General features: G+C 64.6%; 16 protein-coding genes. 14 read left to right on the top strand and 2 right to left on the bottom strand.

Annotated elements, in window-relative coordinates:
* Positions 1 to 60: 60 nt before the first annotated feature.
* The 5 genes from U5782_RS18965 (at position 61) to U5782_RS18945 (ending at position 4,371) form a co-directional block, all read left to right on the top strand.
* Complete coding sequence (locus tag U5782_RS18965) at positions 61 to 1,434, top strand: MFS transporter (RefSeq protein ID WP_322045397.1); 1,374 nt, start codon at positions 61 to 63, stop codon at positions 1,432 to 1,434.
* Between the two features lie 70 nt (positions 1,435 to 1,504).
* Positions 1,505 to 2,677, top strand: a complete 1,173-nt coding sequence (locus U5782_RS18960) for a mandelate racemase/muconate lactonizing enzyme family protein (protein ID WP_322045396.1) — start codon at positions 1,505 to 1,507, stop codon at positions 2,675 to 2,677.
* 166 nt (positions 2,678 to 2,843) lie between these two features.
* Entirely contained in the window at positions 2,844 to 3,350 is a 507-nt protein-coding gene (locus tag U5782_RS18955) for a hypothetical protein (RefSeq protein ID WP_322045395.1), read from the top strand.
* 14 nt (positions 3,351 to 3,364) lie between these two features.
* Complete coding sequence (locus U5782_RS18950; RefSeq protein ID WP_322045394.1) at positions 3,365 to 3,553, top strand: hypothetical protein; 189 nt, start codon at positions 3,365 to 3,367, stop codon at positions 3,551 to 3,553.
* Between the two features lie 32 nt (positions 3,554 to 3,585).
* Positions 3,586 to 4,371 carry a GntR family transcriptional regulator gene (locus U5782_RS18945; protein WP_322045393.1) on the top strand — a complete coding sequence of 262 codons (786 nt, stop codon included), beginning with the start codon at positions 3,586 to 3,588 and terminating at the stop codon, positions 4,369 to 4,371.
* A 21-nt stretch (positions 4,372 to 4,392) separates the two neighbouring features.
* Here the strand turns inward: U5782_RS18945 and U5782_RS18940 are convergent, their stop codons facing one another.
* Entirely contained in the window at positions 4,393 to 5,373 is a 981-nt protein-coding gene (locus tag U5782_RS18940; RefSeq protein WP_322045392.1) for an aliphatic sulfonate ABC transporter substrate-binding protein, read from the bottom strand.
* 329 nt (positions 5,374 to 5,702) lie between these two features.
* On the opposite strand from U5782_RS18940, the gene U5782_RS18935 reads away from it, so the two are divergent.
* From U5782_RS18935 to U5782_RS18925, 3 genes are all read left to right on the top strand, one after another.
* Positions 5,703 to 7,205, top strand: a complete 1,503-nt coding sequence (locus U5782_RS18935) for a sugar ABC transporter ATP-binding protein (RefSeq protein WP_322045391.1) — start codon at positions 5,703 to 5,705, stop codon at positions 7,203 to 7,205.
* Between the two features lie 11 nt (positions 7,206 to 7,216).
* Entirely contained in the window at positions 7,217 to 8,275 is a 1,059-nt protein-coding gene (locus U5782_RS18930; protein WP_415914364.1) for an ABC transporter permease, read from the top strand.
* Between the two features lie 160 nt (positions 8,276 to 8,435).
* Positions 8,436 to 9,431: a substrate-binding domain-containing protein gene (locus tag U5782_RS18925; protein ID WP_322045472.1), complete on the top strand. Its 996-nt coding sequence runs from the start codon at positions 8,436 to 8,438 to the stop codon at positions 9,429 to 9,431.
* 173 nt (positions 9,432 to 9,604) lie between these two features.
* Here U5782_RS18925 and U5782_RS18920 read toward each other — a convergent pair whose 3' ends face one another.
* On the bottom strand, positions 9,605 to 10,516 hold the full coding sequence (locus U5782_RS18920) for a LysR family transcriptional regulator (protein WP_322045390.1): 912 nt from the start codon (positions 10,514 to 10,516) through the stop codon (positions 9,605 to 9,607).
* Between the two features lie 108 nt (positions 10,517 to 10,624).
* On the opposite strand from U5782_RS18920, the gene U5782_RS18915 reads away from it, so the two are divergent.
* The 6 genes from U5782_RS18915 to wecB all read left to right on the top strand — a co-directional run bounded on the left by U5782_RS18915 (position 10,625) and on the right by wecB (position 17,850).
* Positions 10,625 to 11,905 (top strand): CoA transferase, encoded by a 1,281-nt coding sequence (locus tag U5782_RS18915; RefSeq protein ID WP_322045389.1) that lies wholly within the window; start codon positions 10,625 to 10,627, stop codon positions 11,903 to 11,905.
* Positions 11,898 to 13,037 carry an acyl-CoA dehydrogenase family protein gene (locus tag U5782_RS18910; RefSeq protein ID WP_322045388.1) on the top strand — a complete coding sequence of 380 codons (1,140 nt, stop codon included), beginning with the start codon at positions 11,898 to 11,900 and terminating at the stop codon, positions 13,035 to 13,037. The genes U5782_RS18915 and U5782_RS18910 overlap by 8 nt, the downstream gene beginning before the upstream one ends.
* Before the next feature lie 37 nt (positions 13,038 to 13,074).
* Positions 13,075 to 13,824, top strand: a complete 750-nt coding sequence (locus U5782_RS18905; protein ID WP_322045387.1) for an electron transfer flavoprotein subunit beta/FixA family protein — start codon at positions 13,075 to 13,077, stop codon at positions 13,822 to 13,824.
* A gap of 14 nt (positions 13,825 to 13,838) precedes the next feature.
* The gene (locus tag U5782_RS18900; protein WP_322045386.1) at positions 13,839 to 14,771 is read left to right on the top strand and encodes an electron transfer flavoprotein subunit alpha/FixB family protein; all 933 of its coding nucleotides are present in this window, start codon (positions 13,839 to 13,841) and stop codon (positions 14,769 to 14,771) included.
* Between the two features lie 103 nt (positions 14,772 to 14,874).
* Positions 14,875 to 16,308 carry a cytosine permease gene (locus U5782_RS18895; RefSeq protein WP_322045385.1) on the top strand — a complete coding sequence of 478 codons (1,434 nt, stop codon included), beginning with the start codon at positions 14,875 to 14,877 and terminating at the stop codon, positions 16,306 to 16,308.
* 348 nt (positions 16,309 to 16,656) lie between these two features.
* Positions 16,657 to 17,850: a non-hydrolyzing UDP-N-acetylglucosamine 2-epimerase gene (gene wecB, locus U5782_RS18890; RefSeq protein WP_415914363.1), complete on the top strand. Its 1,194-nt coding sequence runs from the start codon at positions 16,657 to 16,659 to the stop codon at positions 17,848 to 17,850.
* The last annotated feature ends 155 nt before the right edge of the window (positions 17,851 to 18,005 follow it).

The raw sequence follows: 18,005 nt of genomic DNA, 5'->3' as shown, positions 1-18,005 counted from the left end.
CGGCATTCCCCACACAAGAAGCAGGCGACACAAAAGAACACCGCTTCAAAGGAGACAGCAATGTACGAGAACCCGACGGCGCACGACGCGCCGTCTCGCTCCGCCGATCGCCCCGGCGACGCTCATGCAGCATCAGCATCAGGCCGCCATGCCGTCGCCGCAGGCGGCTGGCCGCTGCTCGTGATCCTCACGATCGTGTATGTCGTGTCCTTTATCGACCGCGGGGCTATCTCGCTCGTGGTCGGGCCGATCAAGCAGGATCTCGGCGTATCGGATTTGCAGGTGAGTTGGTTGCTGGGGCTGTCGTTCATGCTGCTCTACAGCGTGCTGGGCATTCCGGCGGGCTACCTCGTCGATAACTGGCGCCGCAAGCGTCTGCTCGGCGGCGCGATGCTGCTGTGGTCGACGGTGCAGATTCTGTGCGGATTGAGCCAGACCTACGCGCTCCTGTTCCTCACACGCATCGGCCTGGGTGTGGGCGAAGCGGTGTTGCCGCCGGCCGCCGCGTCGATGATCCGCGACGCGTTTCCGCCCGAGCGGCGCGGCCTCGCGTTCGGCATCTACAACATCGGGCCACTGCTGGGCACGGGCCTCGCCCTCGTACTCGGCGGCTATCTGTTGAAGTTCGCGGCGGCCGGGCATCTCGCCGGAATTCCGCTGCTGGGCATGCTCAAGCCGTGGCAATTCGTGTTGGTGGTGCCGGGTCTGCTGGGCATACCGCTCGCGCTCATGCTCTGGCTCGTGCGCGAACCGGCGCGCCGCGATGCCACGAGCGTCGATAAGGTCAGCTACGGCGATGCCCTGCGTTTCGCGTGGGCGCACAAGAGCGTCTACCTGCCGCTCTGGATGGCGATCTGCCTGTATGGCATCGCCATCGGCAGCCAGATGGCGTGGCTGCCGGAAATCATCGCGCGCACGATGGGCTATAGCCGTCCCGCGATCGGCCAGACGCTGGGCGCGGTCGGGTTGATCGCCTCTCCCGCGGGACTGCTGTTGTGGGGCAGCGTGGCCGATCGTCTGCGCAAGCGCGGCATGGTCGATGCGCCGGTGCGCGTGGCGATTGCATCGACGGCCATTGCCGCGCTCGTCACGGCCGCGTTCCCGTGGATCCAGTCGGCGCAACTGGGCATCGTGGCGTATGCCGCGCAGACCTTCTTCTTCGCGGTGTTCGCGGTGGCGGGCGGCGCGACGATGGCGAATCTCACGCCCGGCAACATGATGGGCAAACTCACCGCCCTCTATTACCTCGTGACGAACCTGTTCGGGCTCGCGCTTGGGCCAACCGTTGTCGCCCTCGTGGCGCGCGCGCTGTTCGTGGGACCGAACGCGCTCGGTCATGCCTTCGTGGCCTGTTACGTCGTGGCCGTCGCGTTGGCGATTGTCATGCTGATACGCGTGAGCCGATCCATTCGCCTACGTGCTGCCGTTGCCTGAGTGAACCGTCGTGGCGCGCGGCCTCGTTGCGCGTGCCACCGCCATGCAAATCCAGTTCTTCTTTTTCGCCATGAAAATTACCCGAGTCGAATGCATTCCCCTGTCGATGCCGCTCAAGAAGCCGCTTCGCCTGCCGAACGTGACGATCACCTGCCTGAACACCGTACTGCTGCGCCTTTATGCCGATTCGGGCCTCGTGGGCGTGGCGGAGTCCGGCGACACCTCGTCCTGGTATCGCGGCGAAAGCCAGGCGTCGATCGTCAGCATGATCTGCGACGTGTTCGCGCCGCGCATTCTGCTAGGCGAAGATCCGCACAACATCGAAAAGATTGTCGGCGCGATGGACACGCTGGCGCGCGACAACAACCAGGCCAAGGCACTGGTCGATTGCGCCTTGCACGACCTCAAGGGCAAGGCGCTGGGCGTGCCGGTCTATGACCTGCTGGGCGGGCGCACGCGCGAAGCGGTGCCGCTGGGTTGGGTGTTGTCGGCGGGCGAACCGCAGCAGGTGGCCAGCACCGCTGTCGCCGGCAGAGAGGCAGGGTACTCGGCCTTCAAGCTGAAGGTCGGGCGCGGCACGTTCGACAACGACATCGCGACCGCGGCGGCCGTGCGCGAGGCGCTGGGCGACGGCGCGCGCATCATGCTCGACGCCAACGGCTCGTGGAACTACGAAGAAGCGCTGCGCACGATACGCCGGCTCGACCGCTATCGGCTCGACTTCGTCGAACAGCCGTTGCCGCATTGGGATCGCGATGGCATGTCGCGTCTGCGCGAGCGCGTCGAAACGCCGTTGTATGCCGACGAGGGCGCGCAGGAACTCCATCATCTGCGCGAAATCGCCGAGCGGCGTAGCGCCGATGGCGTGATCCTGAAAGTGCAGAAGGTCGGCGGCCTGCTCAAGGCCCAGCGCTTTCTGGCCGTGTGCCGCCTGTACGACTTGCCGGTGTTTTGCAGCACGCTGATCGGCTCGGGCGTCGAGGCGTGCCCCAGCACCCATCTGTGGGTCGCCAATCAGTGGGCCTGCCAGTTCATGAGCGAGAGCGCCGGGCCGCTGGCCGTGCACGCCGCCTGGAATAGCGAGGACATCCCGCAGGGTGAGGACCTCGCAGTGGGCGGGCAACGTTTTCAAGGCGGCTACGCGTATCCGAACGATCGCCCGGGCTACGGCGTGGAGATCGACGAGGCGCTGCTTTCGCGCATCCGCACGCCGGGACGGCCAGCGGTCAGCGTGGGGGAGTAAGTGTGCAACCCGGTTCGTTGGGAAGCTGGACAGCAAGGCCCGGCTTTCCACGCGCGCTCTACCGGCGTGAGGCTTCGCAAGTGGCACTTACGACCGGCGTTTCCAGCAACACAGGTTTTCAGACTCAGGTTTTTAGACTCACTAACGAGCAATCAGGAGACATAGCATGAACAGCGCCAGCACCTCGCCATGGAAGTACGTCGTCATGTGGCTGCGGCTTTACTTCGGAGCCCACCTCTTTTTCTCGGGCATCCGCTATATCACGTCGGGTTACGTGCCGCCTATTCCCGGCGCCGGCGGCGCCTACGTGGCGGCGGCCACCACGATCCATTTGTATCCGGCCGTCAAATACATGGAGTTCGTGTTTGGCACGATGCTGCTGACGAACCGCTTCGTGCTGCTCGCGCTCATTCTGGAAATGCCCACCACGGTCACGATCTTCTGGCTCAACACCTTCGTCGTCGCCACGCCGAGACAGCTTTTTTCGGGGCCGCAGGAACTGTTGATGAACGGCTTGTTGCTGCTGGCTTATAGCGGGTACATGGCATCGGCTTTTCGCCCCACGCTCAAGCCCATGTGGCTGTGGGACGGCTGGAAAGGCTATTTCCAGAACGACGCAAGCGGCCAGACGCTCAGCCAGCCGCTTCCTTCCGCACGACATGGCAAGGCTTGAATCAGGAGATCGAGATGAAAAAGGAAACGGGAATCGCGGTGGGGATTTGCTTGCTGCTGACGGCAGCGGCGTGTATCGGATCGACGGGGCTTGGGTACGCCGACTATCGACCGCTGCGCAATTTCGACTATTTCGGGCTTGGCGTGTCGTGGCTGATGTTCATCATCTTCCTGATCCGCGATCGCCGCGCGGGTATTGCTTGATGTCGGCCCGATGTTGATCTGATGCACGCTTGATGCAGCGCCTGTCCGCAGATCGTCGCGCCTTGCGGACAGGCGTGATTAAGCCGCCCGCCAATAGCGGCGGTAAAATGCGGATATCGATGCATTCAATGGCTAAAGAGACGACGACATCCGTGAGCAAAATCGAATTGAAGGACATCGATATCCCCGCGCAGGTGGCCGAGGATATCCGCAAGCTCATCAATCTGGGCACGCTCTCGCCAGGACAGCAACTGAGGCAGTCGGAACTGGCCGAGCGCTTCGAAATCAGCCGCGTGCCGGTCCGAGAAGCGTTGAATCTGCTCGCGGCGGTAGGCGTCATCGTGCACGACCCGAATCGCGGCTTTTTCGTGGCCCCGCTGTCTTCTGGTGAAGCCGCGCAGCTTTATCGCGCGCGGTTCCTGATCGAGCGCGAGCTGTTCCTGTCGATGGACTGGCCGGACAAGGCGCAGACCGCCACGCTCGACGCGATGCTGGCGAAGCTCGACGAATACTTGAGCGGGCGGCAACGGGCGGCGTGGATCGAGGAATACTACGCGTTCTATGCCTGCCTGTTCGACTTGTCGCCGGAGAAGATCATCCGTCGCGAAGCGTTGAGGCTGATTCGCCTGACCGATCGCTATCGCGCCCTGGCGACCGAAGCCAGCCGCCCGGACGAGGCCATGCACGCCCACCTCGAACGGGCCTTGCTGAATGCCATCGCAAAGCAGGATCGCGAGCAGTTGATGCAGACGTATTCAGTCGAGCGTGAAGGGATCAAGGATGCCGTCATGACGGTGCTGATCGCGCGCGGACTGTAATTATTGCCGCATTTTCGACGCTTAAACAAACACCTCGGGATAAACGAAGCGCGCGACATCGACGCGCTCCTTCACGAGCCCGAGTTCATAAAACGTCTCGACGATATCCTGTTGCTCCTTCACGATATCGGGCGTCACGGCAACGGTCGTATAGTGGCGGCGTTCGGTCGAGAGCTTGAGCACGTCGGGGCGCACGCCTAATTGCGGCGCGAGCAGGTTCGCGGTTTCCTGCGGATGGCTCTGCGTCCACGTATTCGCCTTCGCCAGTTCCTGGAACAGTACGCGGATCACCTGCGGGTTCTGCTTGACGAACTCGGGCCGCGCCAGATGGAAGGTGCGGTTGTTCGACAGACCCGTGCCGTCACGCAGCAGGCGCGGCGACGTGGCCAGTTGCTGGCCCGCGAGAAACGGGTCCCAGAGACCCGCCGCATCGACATTGCCCGAGAGATAGGTCGCGCTTACATCGGCTGCGCTCGTGAGGTAGACCGGCTGGATATCGCCGTACTCCAGACCCGCCTCGCGCAGCGCACGCACCAGCAGATATTGCACATTCCAGCCGCGCCCGATCGCCACCTTCTTGCCTTTCAGTTCGCGGATCGAGTGAATCGGCGAATCCGCCGCCACGAAAATGCCGATGCCCTTGGGGTAGGGCTGCTCCGCGCCCAGATAAACGGCGTTCACGCCTGCGGCATTCGCGAAGGCGGACGGCGCATCGGCGGCGTGGCCGAAGTCGAGTGCGCCTGCGTTGAGCGCTTCCGTGAGTTGCGGTCCCGCCGCGAACTCGGCCCAGCGCACGTTCCAGCCGAGCGGCTGCAAGGCGTGTTCCAGACTGCCGGTGCCCTTGAGAATATTGAGCGTGTTGAACTTCTGATAGCCGATACGCAAGGTTTGCGTCTCAGCCGCTCGCGCGTTCGTGACGAGCGCGGGGACCGAAGGTAAGGCGATGGCGCCCAGCGCGGTCGCGCCAAGCCGGTGAATGAACTTGCGTCGGTTCTGTTGCATGACGTAGCGATAATCGGTAAGGGATGAAAGGCGCTGCGGCCTCTCAGACTGGCATCGGCGGAGAGTGGCGATTAATCATTCGCATGGCTGATTAAATGACCGGACCAATGAACAGGCTTTTGACTGCCTTTACCGGATTCTAGGGACGGGCTGCGCGCAAACGAACCAAGCGATTCGCATAACCATATCGGATCGCCCGCAAAGGCGGCCGCAAGCGCCTTAGCAAAAGCGTGCGCATGGATATGAGCATCGCTTCGTTGGGGGCGCAATGGCGGCTCGCTACGATGGTCGCTCCCGTTCGCTGCCGTCTATCTGGAGCCGCTGCCCTCATGTCCGCCCCCGTCTTTACCGCCCATGCGATTGCGAAGCGCTTTGGCGCGACCGTCGCGCTCGCACGGCTGGACCTGTCGATTCATGCGGGCGAAGTCGTCGCGTTGATGGGCGCCAACGGCGCGGGGAAATCGACGTTCGTGAAGATCGTGAGCGGTGTGCAAAGCGCCGACGAAGGCGCGATGACACTGAGCGGCCAGGCCTACGCGCCCGGCTCGCCGCTGGCCGCGAGGCGCCAGGGCGTGGCGACGGTCCATCAATCCATTGCCGACCTGGTGGTGCCCGATCTATCGATTGCGGACAACCTGCTGCTCGATGAACTTTGCGGCGGCGTGACGACACTCTGGACGCCGCGTGCGCGCCGCCATACTCGCGCCCGTGAACTGGCGGCCCGCGTGGGTCTCGACGGGGCTGATCTGGGGGCGCCACTCGGCTCGCTGTCACTGGCGGCGCAGCAGCGTGTGGTGCTGGCGCGCGCGCTCGCCACCCGCCCGCGCCTGCTGATTCTCGACGAACCCACGGCCAGTCTGTCCGCCGCCGAAGCCGAACGTCTCTATACCTTGATCGACGGCCTGCGCGACGAAGGCGTGGCGGTCCTGCTGGTCTCGCACCGTCTCGCCGATCTGCGCCGCCTGGCTTCACGCGTGGCGGTGGTGCGCGACGGCCGCATCGTCGCGGCACAGGACGCGCCAATCGACTTCGACGCGGCGCTCGAGACCATGATCGGCCGGCCTTTGCCGAAGCCTTCGGCCGGCACGCGCGAGACGATCGCCAACGCTGTACCCGCACTGGAACTGCGTGGCCTGCAACTCGGTCCGCAGTCCGAACCTTTCGATTTCGATGTGCGCGACGGTGAGATCGTCGCCGTGGTCGGCCCGGTAGGAGCGGGCAAGACGCGCCTGTCCCAGGTGATCTTTGGCGCCGCGCGCGCACGCGCGGGCACGATGCGCCTCTACGGCAAGCCCTGGCGGCCCCGCACGCCGCGCGAGGCGATTCGCGCCGGGGTCTTTCTCGCGGGCGAGGACCGCTGGCGCAGTTCACTCTTTCCGGACACCGTGCCGTTTGCCTCCGTTGCTGGCACGATCGGCTTTCCGTTTCTGCCGCGCTGGAGCCGCTCGGGCGTCGTCCCGCGTGCGAAGGAGCGCGAGGTTGCGTCGAAGGCGATCGACACCTTCGGAATCCGCTGCGCCGGTCCTGAGGATCGCGTGGCGCGTCTCTCGGGCGGCAACCAGCAGAAGGTGCTGCTCGCGCGCTGGCACGCCGAGCCCGCGCGCCTGTTGCTGCTCGACGAACCGTTTCAGGGCGTCGATGCCGGGGCGCGTGCCGATATCGCCGCAACCCTGCGCCGCCGCGCCGCCGGACGAGCGACGCTGGTGTTCGTGAGCGATCTGGACGAAGCGCACGAAGTTGCCGACCGGATCGTCCATTTCGATCGAGGCACGATCGAGCCCGCCAACGAAGTCAGCACCGAAGTCTTTACCGACGTCCTTATCCCGACATGAGATCCAGCATCGTGAAATCCGCCACGCCGACACTCGCCGCCGAGCACGCAGCAACCCGTGCCGATGCGCCCTCGCGCCGCCGCGCCGCGCTCGCCTGGCTCGAACGCGTCAGCCTGCTGGCCGTGCTCGTCGCGATGAGCGTGCTGTTCGCCGTGCGTGAACCGGCCTTTGTGAGCGTCGAGAACCTCTTCAGCATCTTGCAGGCCGTGTCGATCGTGGCGCTGCTCGGCATCGGCGTGACGATCACGCTCGCGGCAGGCGGCTTCGACCTGTCCGTGGGCAGCGTGGCCGCCACGGCCCAGATGGCCGCGAGCTACGTGCTGGTGGTCTGGCACGGCAACGCGTGGGAGGCGGCTGCTGCCTGCCTCGTGCTCGGCGTCGCGGCGGGCCTCTTCAACGGCGTGCTCATCACGCGCCTGCATGTGCCCGATCAACTCGCCACGCTCGGCACGTTGTTCCTGCTCGCGGGGTTGCAACTGATCCCCACGGGCGGACGTTCGCTCGCAACCGGGTCGATCCTGCCCGATGGCAGCGAAGCGAGCGGCGCCTTCCCGGACGCATTTCTCGCGCTGGGTCGCGCGCGCCTGTTCGACATCGTGCCCGCGCCGGTCCTGGTGCTGCTCGTGCTGACCTTGCTCGTATCAGCGGTGATGGCGCTCACGCGCTGGGGCCGAGTGATCTACGCGATCGGCGGCAATGAAACGGCGGCGAGGCTGGCGGGCGCGCCCGCTGCGCGCTATCGCGTCGCGGCCTACGTGGCGTCGGGCGTGATTGCGTCTATCGGCGGCTTGCTGATTGCGGCGCGGGTGGGGCGCGGCGACGTCAGCGCGGGCCATTCGCTTTTGCTCGATGCCGTCGCGGCGGCGCTGGTGGGCTACGCAGTGTGGGGCGTGAAACGGCCCAACGTGCCGGGGACCGTGATCGGTGCGGTCTTCGTGGGCGTGCTGCTCAATGGCCTGACGATGCTCAACGCGCCGTATTACCTGCAGGATTTCATCAAGGGCGCACTGCTGGTGGTCGCGCTGGCATTCACGTTCAGCATTGGACATCGTGGCGGCGCGCGTAGCTGACGCCTGACGCCAACCATGAAAATAACCAGGGAATCCTGACGATTCAAGACGATAGGAGAGGAGCAACATGAAAGCAGCGAAGCACGCATTGAAGTCCCCATCGAAACGTCGTAGCGCCTGGTCCCGCGCACTCGGTACGCTCACGCTTTGCGCGGCGGCGATGCTGGATGCGGGTGTTGCTCACGCAGCCGCACTTAAAGGCGCGCCGGCGCCGTTCGATAAAGGCGGCGTGAAGGTCGCACTGGTCAACTACCTCTCCGAAGGCGACTTCTTCCAGGCCTACGAAGCGGGCGCGCAGAAGCAGGCCAAGGCGCTCGGCATCGACCTGCGCATCTACGAAGGCCGCCAGGACGCGGCGCAGCAGCGCGACCAGATCCAGCAGGCCATCAACCTTGGCGTGGCGGCGATCATCGTCAATCACGGCCTGCCGGAATCGCTCAAGGACGTGGTGCAGCAGGCGCTCGACAAGGGCATCAAGGTCGTGGCGTTCGACGTCGATCTCGCCAATCCGCGCGTGCCGCAGATCGAGCAAAGCGACCGAGATCTCGCCTCGTTGCTGCTGCAGCAGGCCGTGAAGGACAACGGCGATGCGTTTTCGGCAGGCTATGTCTATGTAGCGGGCTTCGCGCCGCTCGATCGCCGCGACGCGGTCTGGCAGGCGTTCAAGAGCGCGCATCCGAAGGTGCGCGAGCAGGCGCGCTGGGGCACCGTGGATAACCCGATCGCGCAGTCGGTGGCGAATCAGGCCTCGGCGGCGTATCGCGCCCATCCGGACATTCGCGTGGTGATCGCGCCTTACGACGAGTTCGCGCGCGGCGCGAGTCTCGCGGCGGGCGAAGCGAATCTCACGAACAAGCTGCGTATTTATAGCGCCGATATTTCGACGGCGGATATCGAGGCGATTCGCGCGCCGAACAGCGCATGGGTCGCGACGGCGGCCACCAATCCGGCCGTGGTGGGCGCGGTGTCGGTGCGTGCTGCCGCGCTGGAAGTGGCGGGGCAACCGCTCGATCACCACATCGCCGTCAAACCCGCGCTGGTCACGCGCGACGATCTCGTGAAGAACGATATTCACACCATCGCCGAACTGGGCGCGAAGTTCCCGGCGTTTCGCGTGAGCGATGCGGCTACGGCGGCGTGGATTCCGGTGGAATAAGGACGGATGGGTAGCGGCTGGCGATCTGCCTTAGCGCCGCTGGCATGGTCCGTGACAACGAAACCCCCTATGGCTTCCGGCTGTAGGGGGTTCTTTGTTGATGCCTTAGAGTAGGAGAGTTCACGGTGTAGGGCTTGACCTGGCCTGCTGCGTCATCCCTGAAACGATCCCCATCACCGGCTCGCCCGGGCGCGCGTCAACTCGGCAACGGCGTCGCGCACGCAAATCGCCGCGCATTCTGAAGCGCGGGTGAGCGCTGCGCGCGCCGGTCGCGCGATGACCAAGGGCTGAATGACCGTGGCTTCGCGAATCGGGCACTCCACCACCAGCGGCGACTGCGTGACCACCGGACTTTGCGTGATCAGCAGCGATACGCCCAGACCGCTTGCCACCATCGCGCGCACGAGTTCGATCGACGTGGCGCGATAGCGGACATTCGGCGACAGCCCGCATTGCCAGAACGGCGCCATCAGAAAATCGCGGCTTTGCGGCAGGTCGATCAGGATGAACGGCTGCGCGGCGAGATCGTGCAGCGAAATCGCGCGTTTGCGTTTCGCCAGCGGCGAGCCGGCCGGCACGAGCCCGTAGGGCCGCAATTCGGCGAGGCATTCGCGCTCGATGTCGTCGGGCAGGCCCACGTCGTACATCAGCGCGAAATCGATCTGCCGCTTGTGCAGCGCTTCGTCGAGTTGCGCGAGATCGCCTTCGATGAAGCGGATCGAGAGCCGCGGGTGACGCGCCTGCGCCAATTCCAGCGTGCGCGGCAGATAAACGGGCGCGATCGTGCGAAACACCCCGATCTGGACGATGCCGGATTCCTCGTCGCCGATGTCCTCGGTCGCGAACGCCGACGCCGAGGCGAGCAGCTGCCGCGCCTCGGCGAGCTTGCGTTCGCCGAAGTGTGTGAGCGTCATGCGCGTGCCCGCGCCGCGCGCGAATAGCGGATCGTTGAAGAGCAACTCCAGCTCGCGGATGGCGACCGAAATCGACGGCTGCGACACGTTGAGTTGAAGCGCCGCGGCGGTCGTGCTGCCCGCCTCGACCGCCGCGACGAAATAGCGGAGCAACCTGAGCGACAAAGCCATACGAAAATCCTATAGCCGTTAATTTATTCCGATATTTTATCTAATTGCTGCGCTCGACCAGAATCACTGCATCGGCCAACCCGGCCAGACGTTCAGGAGAAAGATGCCGTGACTCAGTCCAGGCTGCCGCTAGACGGCATACGCGTAATCGATTTTTCGAGAGTCCTGGCGGGGCCGCTGTGCTCGGCGCTGCTAGGCGATCTGGGCGCCGACGTGATCAAGATCGAATCGCCGGATGGCGACGATTACCGGGCGATCGGCCCGTTCGCCAATGGGGAAAGCGGCCTCTTCGGCGCGATGAACCGCAACAAGCGCAGCGTCGTGATCGATCTCAAGACCGAGGAGGGGCGCTCGCTCGCGCAATCGCTGTGCGCCCAGGCGGACGTCGTGGTTGAGAACTTCCGGCCTGGTGTCGCGGATCGGCTCGGGATCGGTTATGCGACGCTTTCGGAGCACCACCCGGCGCTCGTCTATGCGAGCGTGTCGGGTTTCGGGCAAACCGGCCCTGAATCGCACCGTCCCGCGTACGACATCATCCTCCAGGCGATGTGCGGTTTGATGGAGGTAACCGGTGCACCCGACGGCGAGCCGACGCTGGTCGGTGATTCGGTATCCGATGTAATCAGCGGGATCTTTGCGTCGTGGGGCGTGCTGGCAGCGCTGGTCGATCGCCTTCGCACGGGCAGGGGCACGCACGTCGACGTGTCGATGTTCGATGCCACGTTGAGCCTGACGGCCACGCTCGTTGCGCGCTATGCGACCACAGGCGTCGCGCAGCAGCGAGTCGGCAACCGGCATCCCACCTCGGCCCCTTTCGGCGCCTATCGTGCTGCGGATGGGCACTTTGTCGTCGCGGTGCTCAACAACAAACTGTTTGCCCGGCTTGCCGCGACGATCGGCCAGCCCGCGCTGTGCGACGACCCGCGTTTTGCGAACGACACATCGCGTTGCACACATGAGTCGGCGCTGCGCGCACATATCGAGCACTGGGCTTCCACGCGCTCGGTCGCCGAGGTCAATGCCGAACTGAGCGCGGCCGGGATTCCGGTCGCGCCGATCCAGAACGTGCAGCAGGCGCTCGACGGCGAGCAGGCGCGCGAGCGCGGCTTGCTCGTCGACGCGACCACGGCCGATGGCGCAACGGTGCGCCTGCCGTCCCAGCCGCTCAAATTCTCGGCCTATCCGCAAACACGAACCACGCGTGCGCCGCGCCTGGGCGAACACACGCGAACGGTGCTCGAACAGTTGCTCGGTCTCGATCCCATCAGGGTCGCCTCGCTGGCGGCGAATGGCGTGGTGCACATCGGGCGTGCCGATCCCACGCATGGACAGCACGAATTCGATCAGGACATCAAAAAGACCATGAATCAGGAGATGAACGATGCTTAAAAGACTGGGCGTAAACGACGCCGATCTCGAGATTGCCGATGCGATCCGCCGCTTCTCGCAAGCCGAACTGGCGCCGCACGCGGCACAGGTCGACCGCGACGAAACCTCGACCACGCGTTACGTCCCGGCCCTGGCCGAACTGGGCGTGATGGGGATGAACCTGCCCGAGCGCTGGGGCGGTATCGGCGCATCGCCGGCCGCGATCATTCTCGCGCTGGCCGAGATTGCGCAGGCGTGCGCGGCCACTTCGTCGATGATCGGTGCGCACTACCTGGCAACGGACTCGATCCTGATCGGCGGTGACGACGCCCAGCGCGAACGCTATCTCCCCGACGCCGCGAGCGGTGCGAACCTCGGCGCCTTCGCGCTGACCGAACCGCAAGCGGGCTCCAACCCTGCCGGTATGACGACCCAGGCCGTGCGCGACGGCGAGCACTACCACATTCGCGGCGTCAAACACTTCATTTCGAATGCCGACGCCGCGCAGTTCATCGTCGTCTATGCGAAGACCTCGCCGGAGCAAGGTGTGCGAGGCATCAGCGCGTTCGTGGTCGATCGCGAGACGCCCGGCGTGTCGGTGTCGCCAGCCGAGAAACTGATGGGGATTCGCGGCGCGCCCGCGCACGAAGTGGCGTTGGACTGCGTCGTGCCGGCCGCAAACCGTCTGGGGGCCGAAGGCAGCGGCTTTCGCACGGCCATGAAGGTGCTGGACAACAGCCGTCTCGACGTCGCCGCGACGAGCCTTGGCATCGCCGAAGCCGCGATGGGTGATGCCGTCGAGTGGACAAGGCAGCGCCAGGTTGGCGGCGAGCCGCTCGCGAACAAGCAGGGTTTGCAATGGGTGTTCGCGGACATGAAGACGCGTCTCGAAGCGGCATGGCTGCTGACGTTGCAGGCCGCCGCGCGTCGCGCTACGGGCGAGCCGTTCACGGACGCGGCGTCGATGGCGAAGCTGTACGCGACGGAAATGGTCGCGTTCGTGACCGATGCGGCGCTCCAGATGCACGGCGGTTACGGCTTCACGCGCGAGATGCGCATCGAGCGCCTCGTGCGCGACGCGCGAATCCTGCGGATCTATGAAGGGTCGTCGGAGATTCAGCGCACGGTGATCGCGCGCTCGGTATTGGCGTGACGATCGGCGAAAGACAGAGCGAACCAGGAGGCGAACAGTGAAAGTGCTTGTGAGTGTGAAGCGCGTCGTCGATGCGAACGTGAAGGTGGGCGTGAAGGCCGACCGCAGCGGCGTCGAGATCGCGAACCTGAAATTTTCGATGAACCCGTTCGATGAAATCGCGGTGGAGGAGGCCGTGCGCTTGAAAGAGGCGGGCGTGGCGACGGAAGTGATCGCCGTCTCGTGTGGCGTTGCGCAGGCGCAGGAAACGTTGCGTACCGCGCTGGCGATTGGCGCGGATCGCGCTGTGCTGATCGAGTCGAATGACGAATTGCAGCCGCTGGCCGTGGCGAAGCTATTGAAGGCGCTGGTCGACAAGGAACAACCTGCGTTGATCGTTCTCGGCAAGCAGGCCATCGACGACGATTCGAACCAGACCGGTCAGATGCTGGCGGCACTGGCGAATCTGCCGCAAGCGACGTTCGCTTCGAAGATTACGGTGGCCGATGGCCGTGCCACTGTCGCGCGTGAAATTGACGGCGGCGCGCAAACCTTGTCGCTCAAGCTGCCCGCCGTGGTCACGACGGACCTGCGTCTGAATGAGCCGCGCTACGTCACGCTGCCCAACATCATGAAGGCGAAGAAAAAGCCGCTGGAGACGATCAAACCCGCAGATCTGGGCGTCGATGTCGCGCCGCGCCTGAAAACGCTGAAAGTCGCGGAACCTGCGAAGCGCAGCGCAGGCGTGAAAGTCGCCGACGTTCGTACGCTGGTCGAGAAGTTGAAGACCGAAGCCAAGGTGCTATGAGGAGCGATGGGAAAATGACGAATCTGGTTATTGCTGAACACGACAACGTATCCCTCAAGGCAGCGACGCTGAACACGGTTGCAGCGGCGCAGAAGATTGGCGGTGATGTCCATGTGCTGATTGCAGGCCACAACGCGCAAGCTGCGGCGGATGCAGCCGCGAAGATCGAGGGCGTCGCGAAGGTGCTGCTTGCAGACGCGCCGCAACTCGCGCAGGGCTTGGCTGAAAACGTCGAAGCGACGGTTTTGAGCATTGCTCAGAACTACTCACACATTCTGGCTTCGGCAACCGCAGCGGGCAAAAACGTCACGCCGCGTATCGCGGCGAAGCTCGACGTCGCACAGATCAGCGACATCACCGCAGCGCACAGCGCCGATACGTTCGAGCGTCCGATCTACGCGGGCAATGCGATCGCGACAGTTCAATCCATCGATGCCATCAAGGTCATCACGGTGCGCACGACGGCATTCGATGCAGCGGCGGCAGAAGGCGGCAGTGCAACGATCGAAACGATCGAAGCGCCGGCAGACACCGGCCTCACGCAGTTCGTTAGCCTCGAAGTCACGAAGCTCGACCGCCCCGAACTCACGGGCGCGAAGATCATCGTCTCGGGCGGCCGGGGTCTGGGCAGCGGAGAAAACTACGCGCAGGTGCTGGAACCGCTCGCGGACAAGCTCAACGCGGCCCTCGGGGCATCACGCGCAGCGGTCGATGCAGGCTATGTCCCGAACGATTACCAGGTCGGTCAAACCGGCAAGATCGTCGCGCCGCAGTTGTATATCGCGGTCGGTATCTCGGGTGCGATCCAGCATCTGGCCGGCATGAAGGACTCGAAAGTCATTGTCGCCATCAATAAGGATGACGAAGCGCCTATTTTCGGCGTGGCCGATTATGGCCTGGTCGGCGATCTGCACGACATCGTTCCGGCACTCGCCGCCACCATCTGAGTTTCACCCCCCATCGGGATCGTGCGATCCCTTGCGCGTCGTCGGCGCCGACCGACGTTAGCGCCACCACCCAGTGCAGTTTTCCACCGGTCAGGAGCCGAGCATGGAACGGACTACTTCATCTGCCGGGAACGTTTCGCTGATCGAGCGCCGCTCGATCGACTACATTCCCGACGCCGAGCGCCACGGCAATCTATTCAGTCAATTCACCCTCTGGTTCGGCGCGAACCTTCAGGTGACGGCGGTCGTCGTCGGGGCGCTCGCGGTCGTGCTGGGCGGTGATGTGTTCTGGTCGCTGATCGGCCTGCTTGCGGGCCAGTTGATCGGCGGGGCGGTCATGGCGCTGCACGGTGCGCAAGGGCCGCGCCTGGGCCTGCCGCAGATGATCTCGAGCCGCGTTCAATTCGGCGTCTACGGCGCGATCATTCCGCTCGTGCTCGTCTGGGTCATGTATATCGGCTTTTCCGCGGGCGGCACGGTGCTCGCCGGACAGGCCATCGCCGAGTTGCTGGGCGTCGATCACACCGTCGCCATTCTGATTTTCTCGGCGCTGGTGATCCTGATGACCGGCCTCGGCTATCGCACGATTCACGCGATGGGGCGCGTGTCGAGCATCGTCGGCACGCTTGCGTTTCTCTACCTGTTCGCGAGCCTGCTGCACGGACACGCACTGGCTTCGCTGCTCGCCAACCGCCATTTCACCCTGGCGACATTCCTGCTCGCGGTGTCGTTGTCGGCCTCCTGGCAGATTGCGTACGGGCCTTATGTTGCCGATTATTCGCGCTATCTGCCGAAGTCGACTTCGGTGGGCAAGACCTTCCTTGCGGTGTTCGGCGGCACGGTGGTGGGGGCGCAGGTGTCGATGACCTTTGGCGTTCTGGCAGCGGCACTGGCGGGCGGGCGCTTTTCCGGGCACGAGGTCGCGTTCATCGTGGGCCTTGGCGCGACGGGCGCCATCGCCAGCGTGCTGTATTTGACGATCGCGCTGGGCAAGCTGACGATCACCACGCTCAATGCCTACGGCAGCGTGATGTCGGTTGCCACGATACTCACCGGCTTCGGCGGCCGACGCGAAATCGGCAGCCGCACCCGGCTCGCCTTCGTGCTGCTTTGCGTGGCCGCGTCGAGCGGGCTGGCGTTGACGGGGCAACATTCGTTCCTGAAAGTTTTCTCGTCGTTCCTGCTGTTTCTGCTGGTGTTTTTCACGCCGTGGAGCGCGATCAATCTCGTCGATTACTACTGGGTCACGCGAGAGCGCTATGACGTGCCGGCCCTGTTCGATCCGAATGGCCGCTACGGCCGCTGGAACCTCACTGGCATCGCCGTCTATGCAATCGGGGTGCTCGTGCAGATGCCGTTCGTCGCGACGGGGTTTTACACCGGGCCGTGGGTGGCCGCGCTCGGCGGGGTGGACATCTCGTGGCTTGTCGGCATCGTCGTGCCGGGCTTGCTGTATTACGCCGCCTTGCGCTTCGCGCGATCGAGTACGCCGCCGGAACAGATCATCCTGCCCGAACCTGTTGCCGACGCGGAGTGACGGCACGACACGTGCTGGCAAGTCCACGATTCGGGGCCTTTCACGGCCCCGAATCCGCGTAGCGCGTTTCAATCGCGTAAATAATGAAGGGAGAAATTGCAACGCTGCGAATAATCGACACGAAATATCCATACGCGTCACTCAAGCGTCTGCCGGCCTGCATTAAATGAGCAGATACAGTACGCGCTCCCCGTAATCCATATAGCCTGTGCCGGACGTTCGGTGAATGCGGGGCGGCACATGTCCGCTCATCGCTGCAAGGACGTCGAAACAGGGGGCGTCGCGCAGGCTACATCATGTCGGCAGTTCGCCGCGACGCCAAGGCCAGCCATAACCGGAAGCTTGCCCGTGCGTATCCTGTCCATATTCGGAACGCGGCCCGAGGCCGTCAAGATGGCCCCGCTCGTGAAGCGTCTTGAAGCGGAGCCGGGTGTCCAGTCGATCGTCTGCGTGACCGGCCAGCACCAGAGCATGCTGCAACAGGTGCTCGATCTGTTCGACATCGTGCCGGCGCACAACCTCGGCGCGATGACCACCAACCAGACCTTGAACGGTCTCGCCGCGCGCCTGTTCGCCGGGCTCGACGAAGTGCTCGCCGCCGAGCAGCCCGAGCGCGTGCTCGTGCATGGCGATACCCTCACCAGCATGGCGGGCGCAATCGCGGCGTTTCACCGGCGCATTCCCGTCGGGCACGTCGAAGCCGGGCTGCGCACCGGCAATCTGTTCGAGCCGTGGCCCGAGGAGATGAACCGGCGTGTCGTCGATGTGGTCAGCGATCTGCTGTTCGCGCCCACCGCGAGTTCGCAGGCCAATCTCGAAGCCGAAGCGCTTACCGGTCGCATCGTGGTCACGGGCAATACCGTGATCGACGCACTGCACCTCATGTGCGCGCGGCTGGAGCGCGACGCCGCGATGCGCGAGCGCATCGACGCGCAATTCGACTTTCTCGAACCCGAGGACTCGGGCCGTCCGTTGCTGCTCGTCACGGGGCACCGGCGCGAGAGCTTCGGCGAGGGCTTCGAGCATATCTGCGCGGCGCTCGCCGCGCTCGCGCAGACCGGCAAGATGCAGATCGTCTATCCCGTGCATCTGAATCCCAACGTGCGCGGCCCGGTGCTCGCCACGCTCGGCAACGCGCCCAATGTGCACTTGACCGATCCGCTCGACTATCCCGAGTTCGTGCGCCTCATGCAGCGCGCGTCCATTGTGCTCACGGATTCGGGCGGCGTGCAGGAAGAGGCGCCCGCGCTCGGCAAGCCGGTGCTGGTGATGCGTGATGTGACCGAGCGGCCCGAAGCGCTCGCGGCGGGCACGGTGAAGCTGATCGGCACCGAGCGCGAGGCGATCCGGCAAGCCGTGCTCGAACTGGTCGACGACGAGGAAGCGCGCCGTGCCTTTGCGCGCCGCGTGAATCCCTACGGCGACGGTCATGCGTCGGAGCGCATCGTCGCGGCGCTGGTGGGCAAGCCCTTCACGCCGTTTGCGAGCCAGGCGTTGCCGGGCTATCAGCATCCCGTGCTGGCGGCGCGCGCCGCAACCTAGCGCGCGCGTGCCGCCGCTTTGAGCGCGGACCGGGCGCGGCCGGAGTTTAGCCCGCGTGTAGCGCTGTTCCGCGCCGACAACATGAGGCCTGTGACGTGATATCGAATTCGACTTCGGATCGTGTAGGCAAGCGGGTGAGCAACGGTGTGCGCGAG

This window comes from Paraburkholderia sp. J67, assembly GCF_905220265.1.
Taxonomy (GTDB): Bacteria; Pseudomonadota; Gammaproteobacteria; order Burkholderiales; family Burkholderiaceae; genus Paraburkholderia.
The sequence above is the reverse complement of the archived record's forward strand: the minus strand, read 5'-3'. Positions and strand labels throughout refer to the sequence as shown.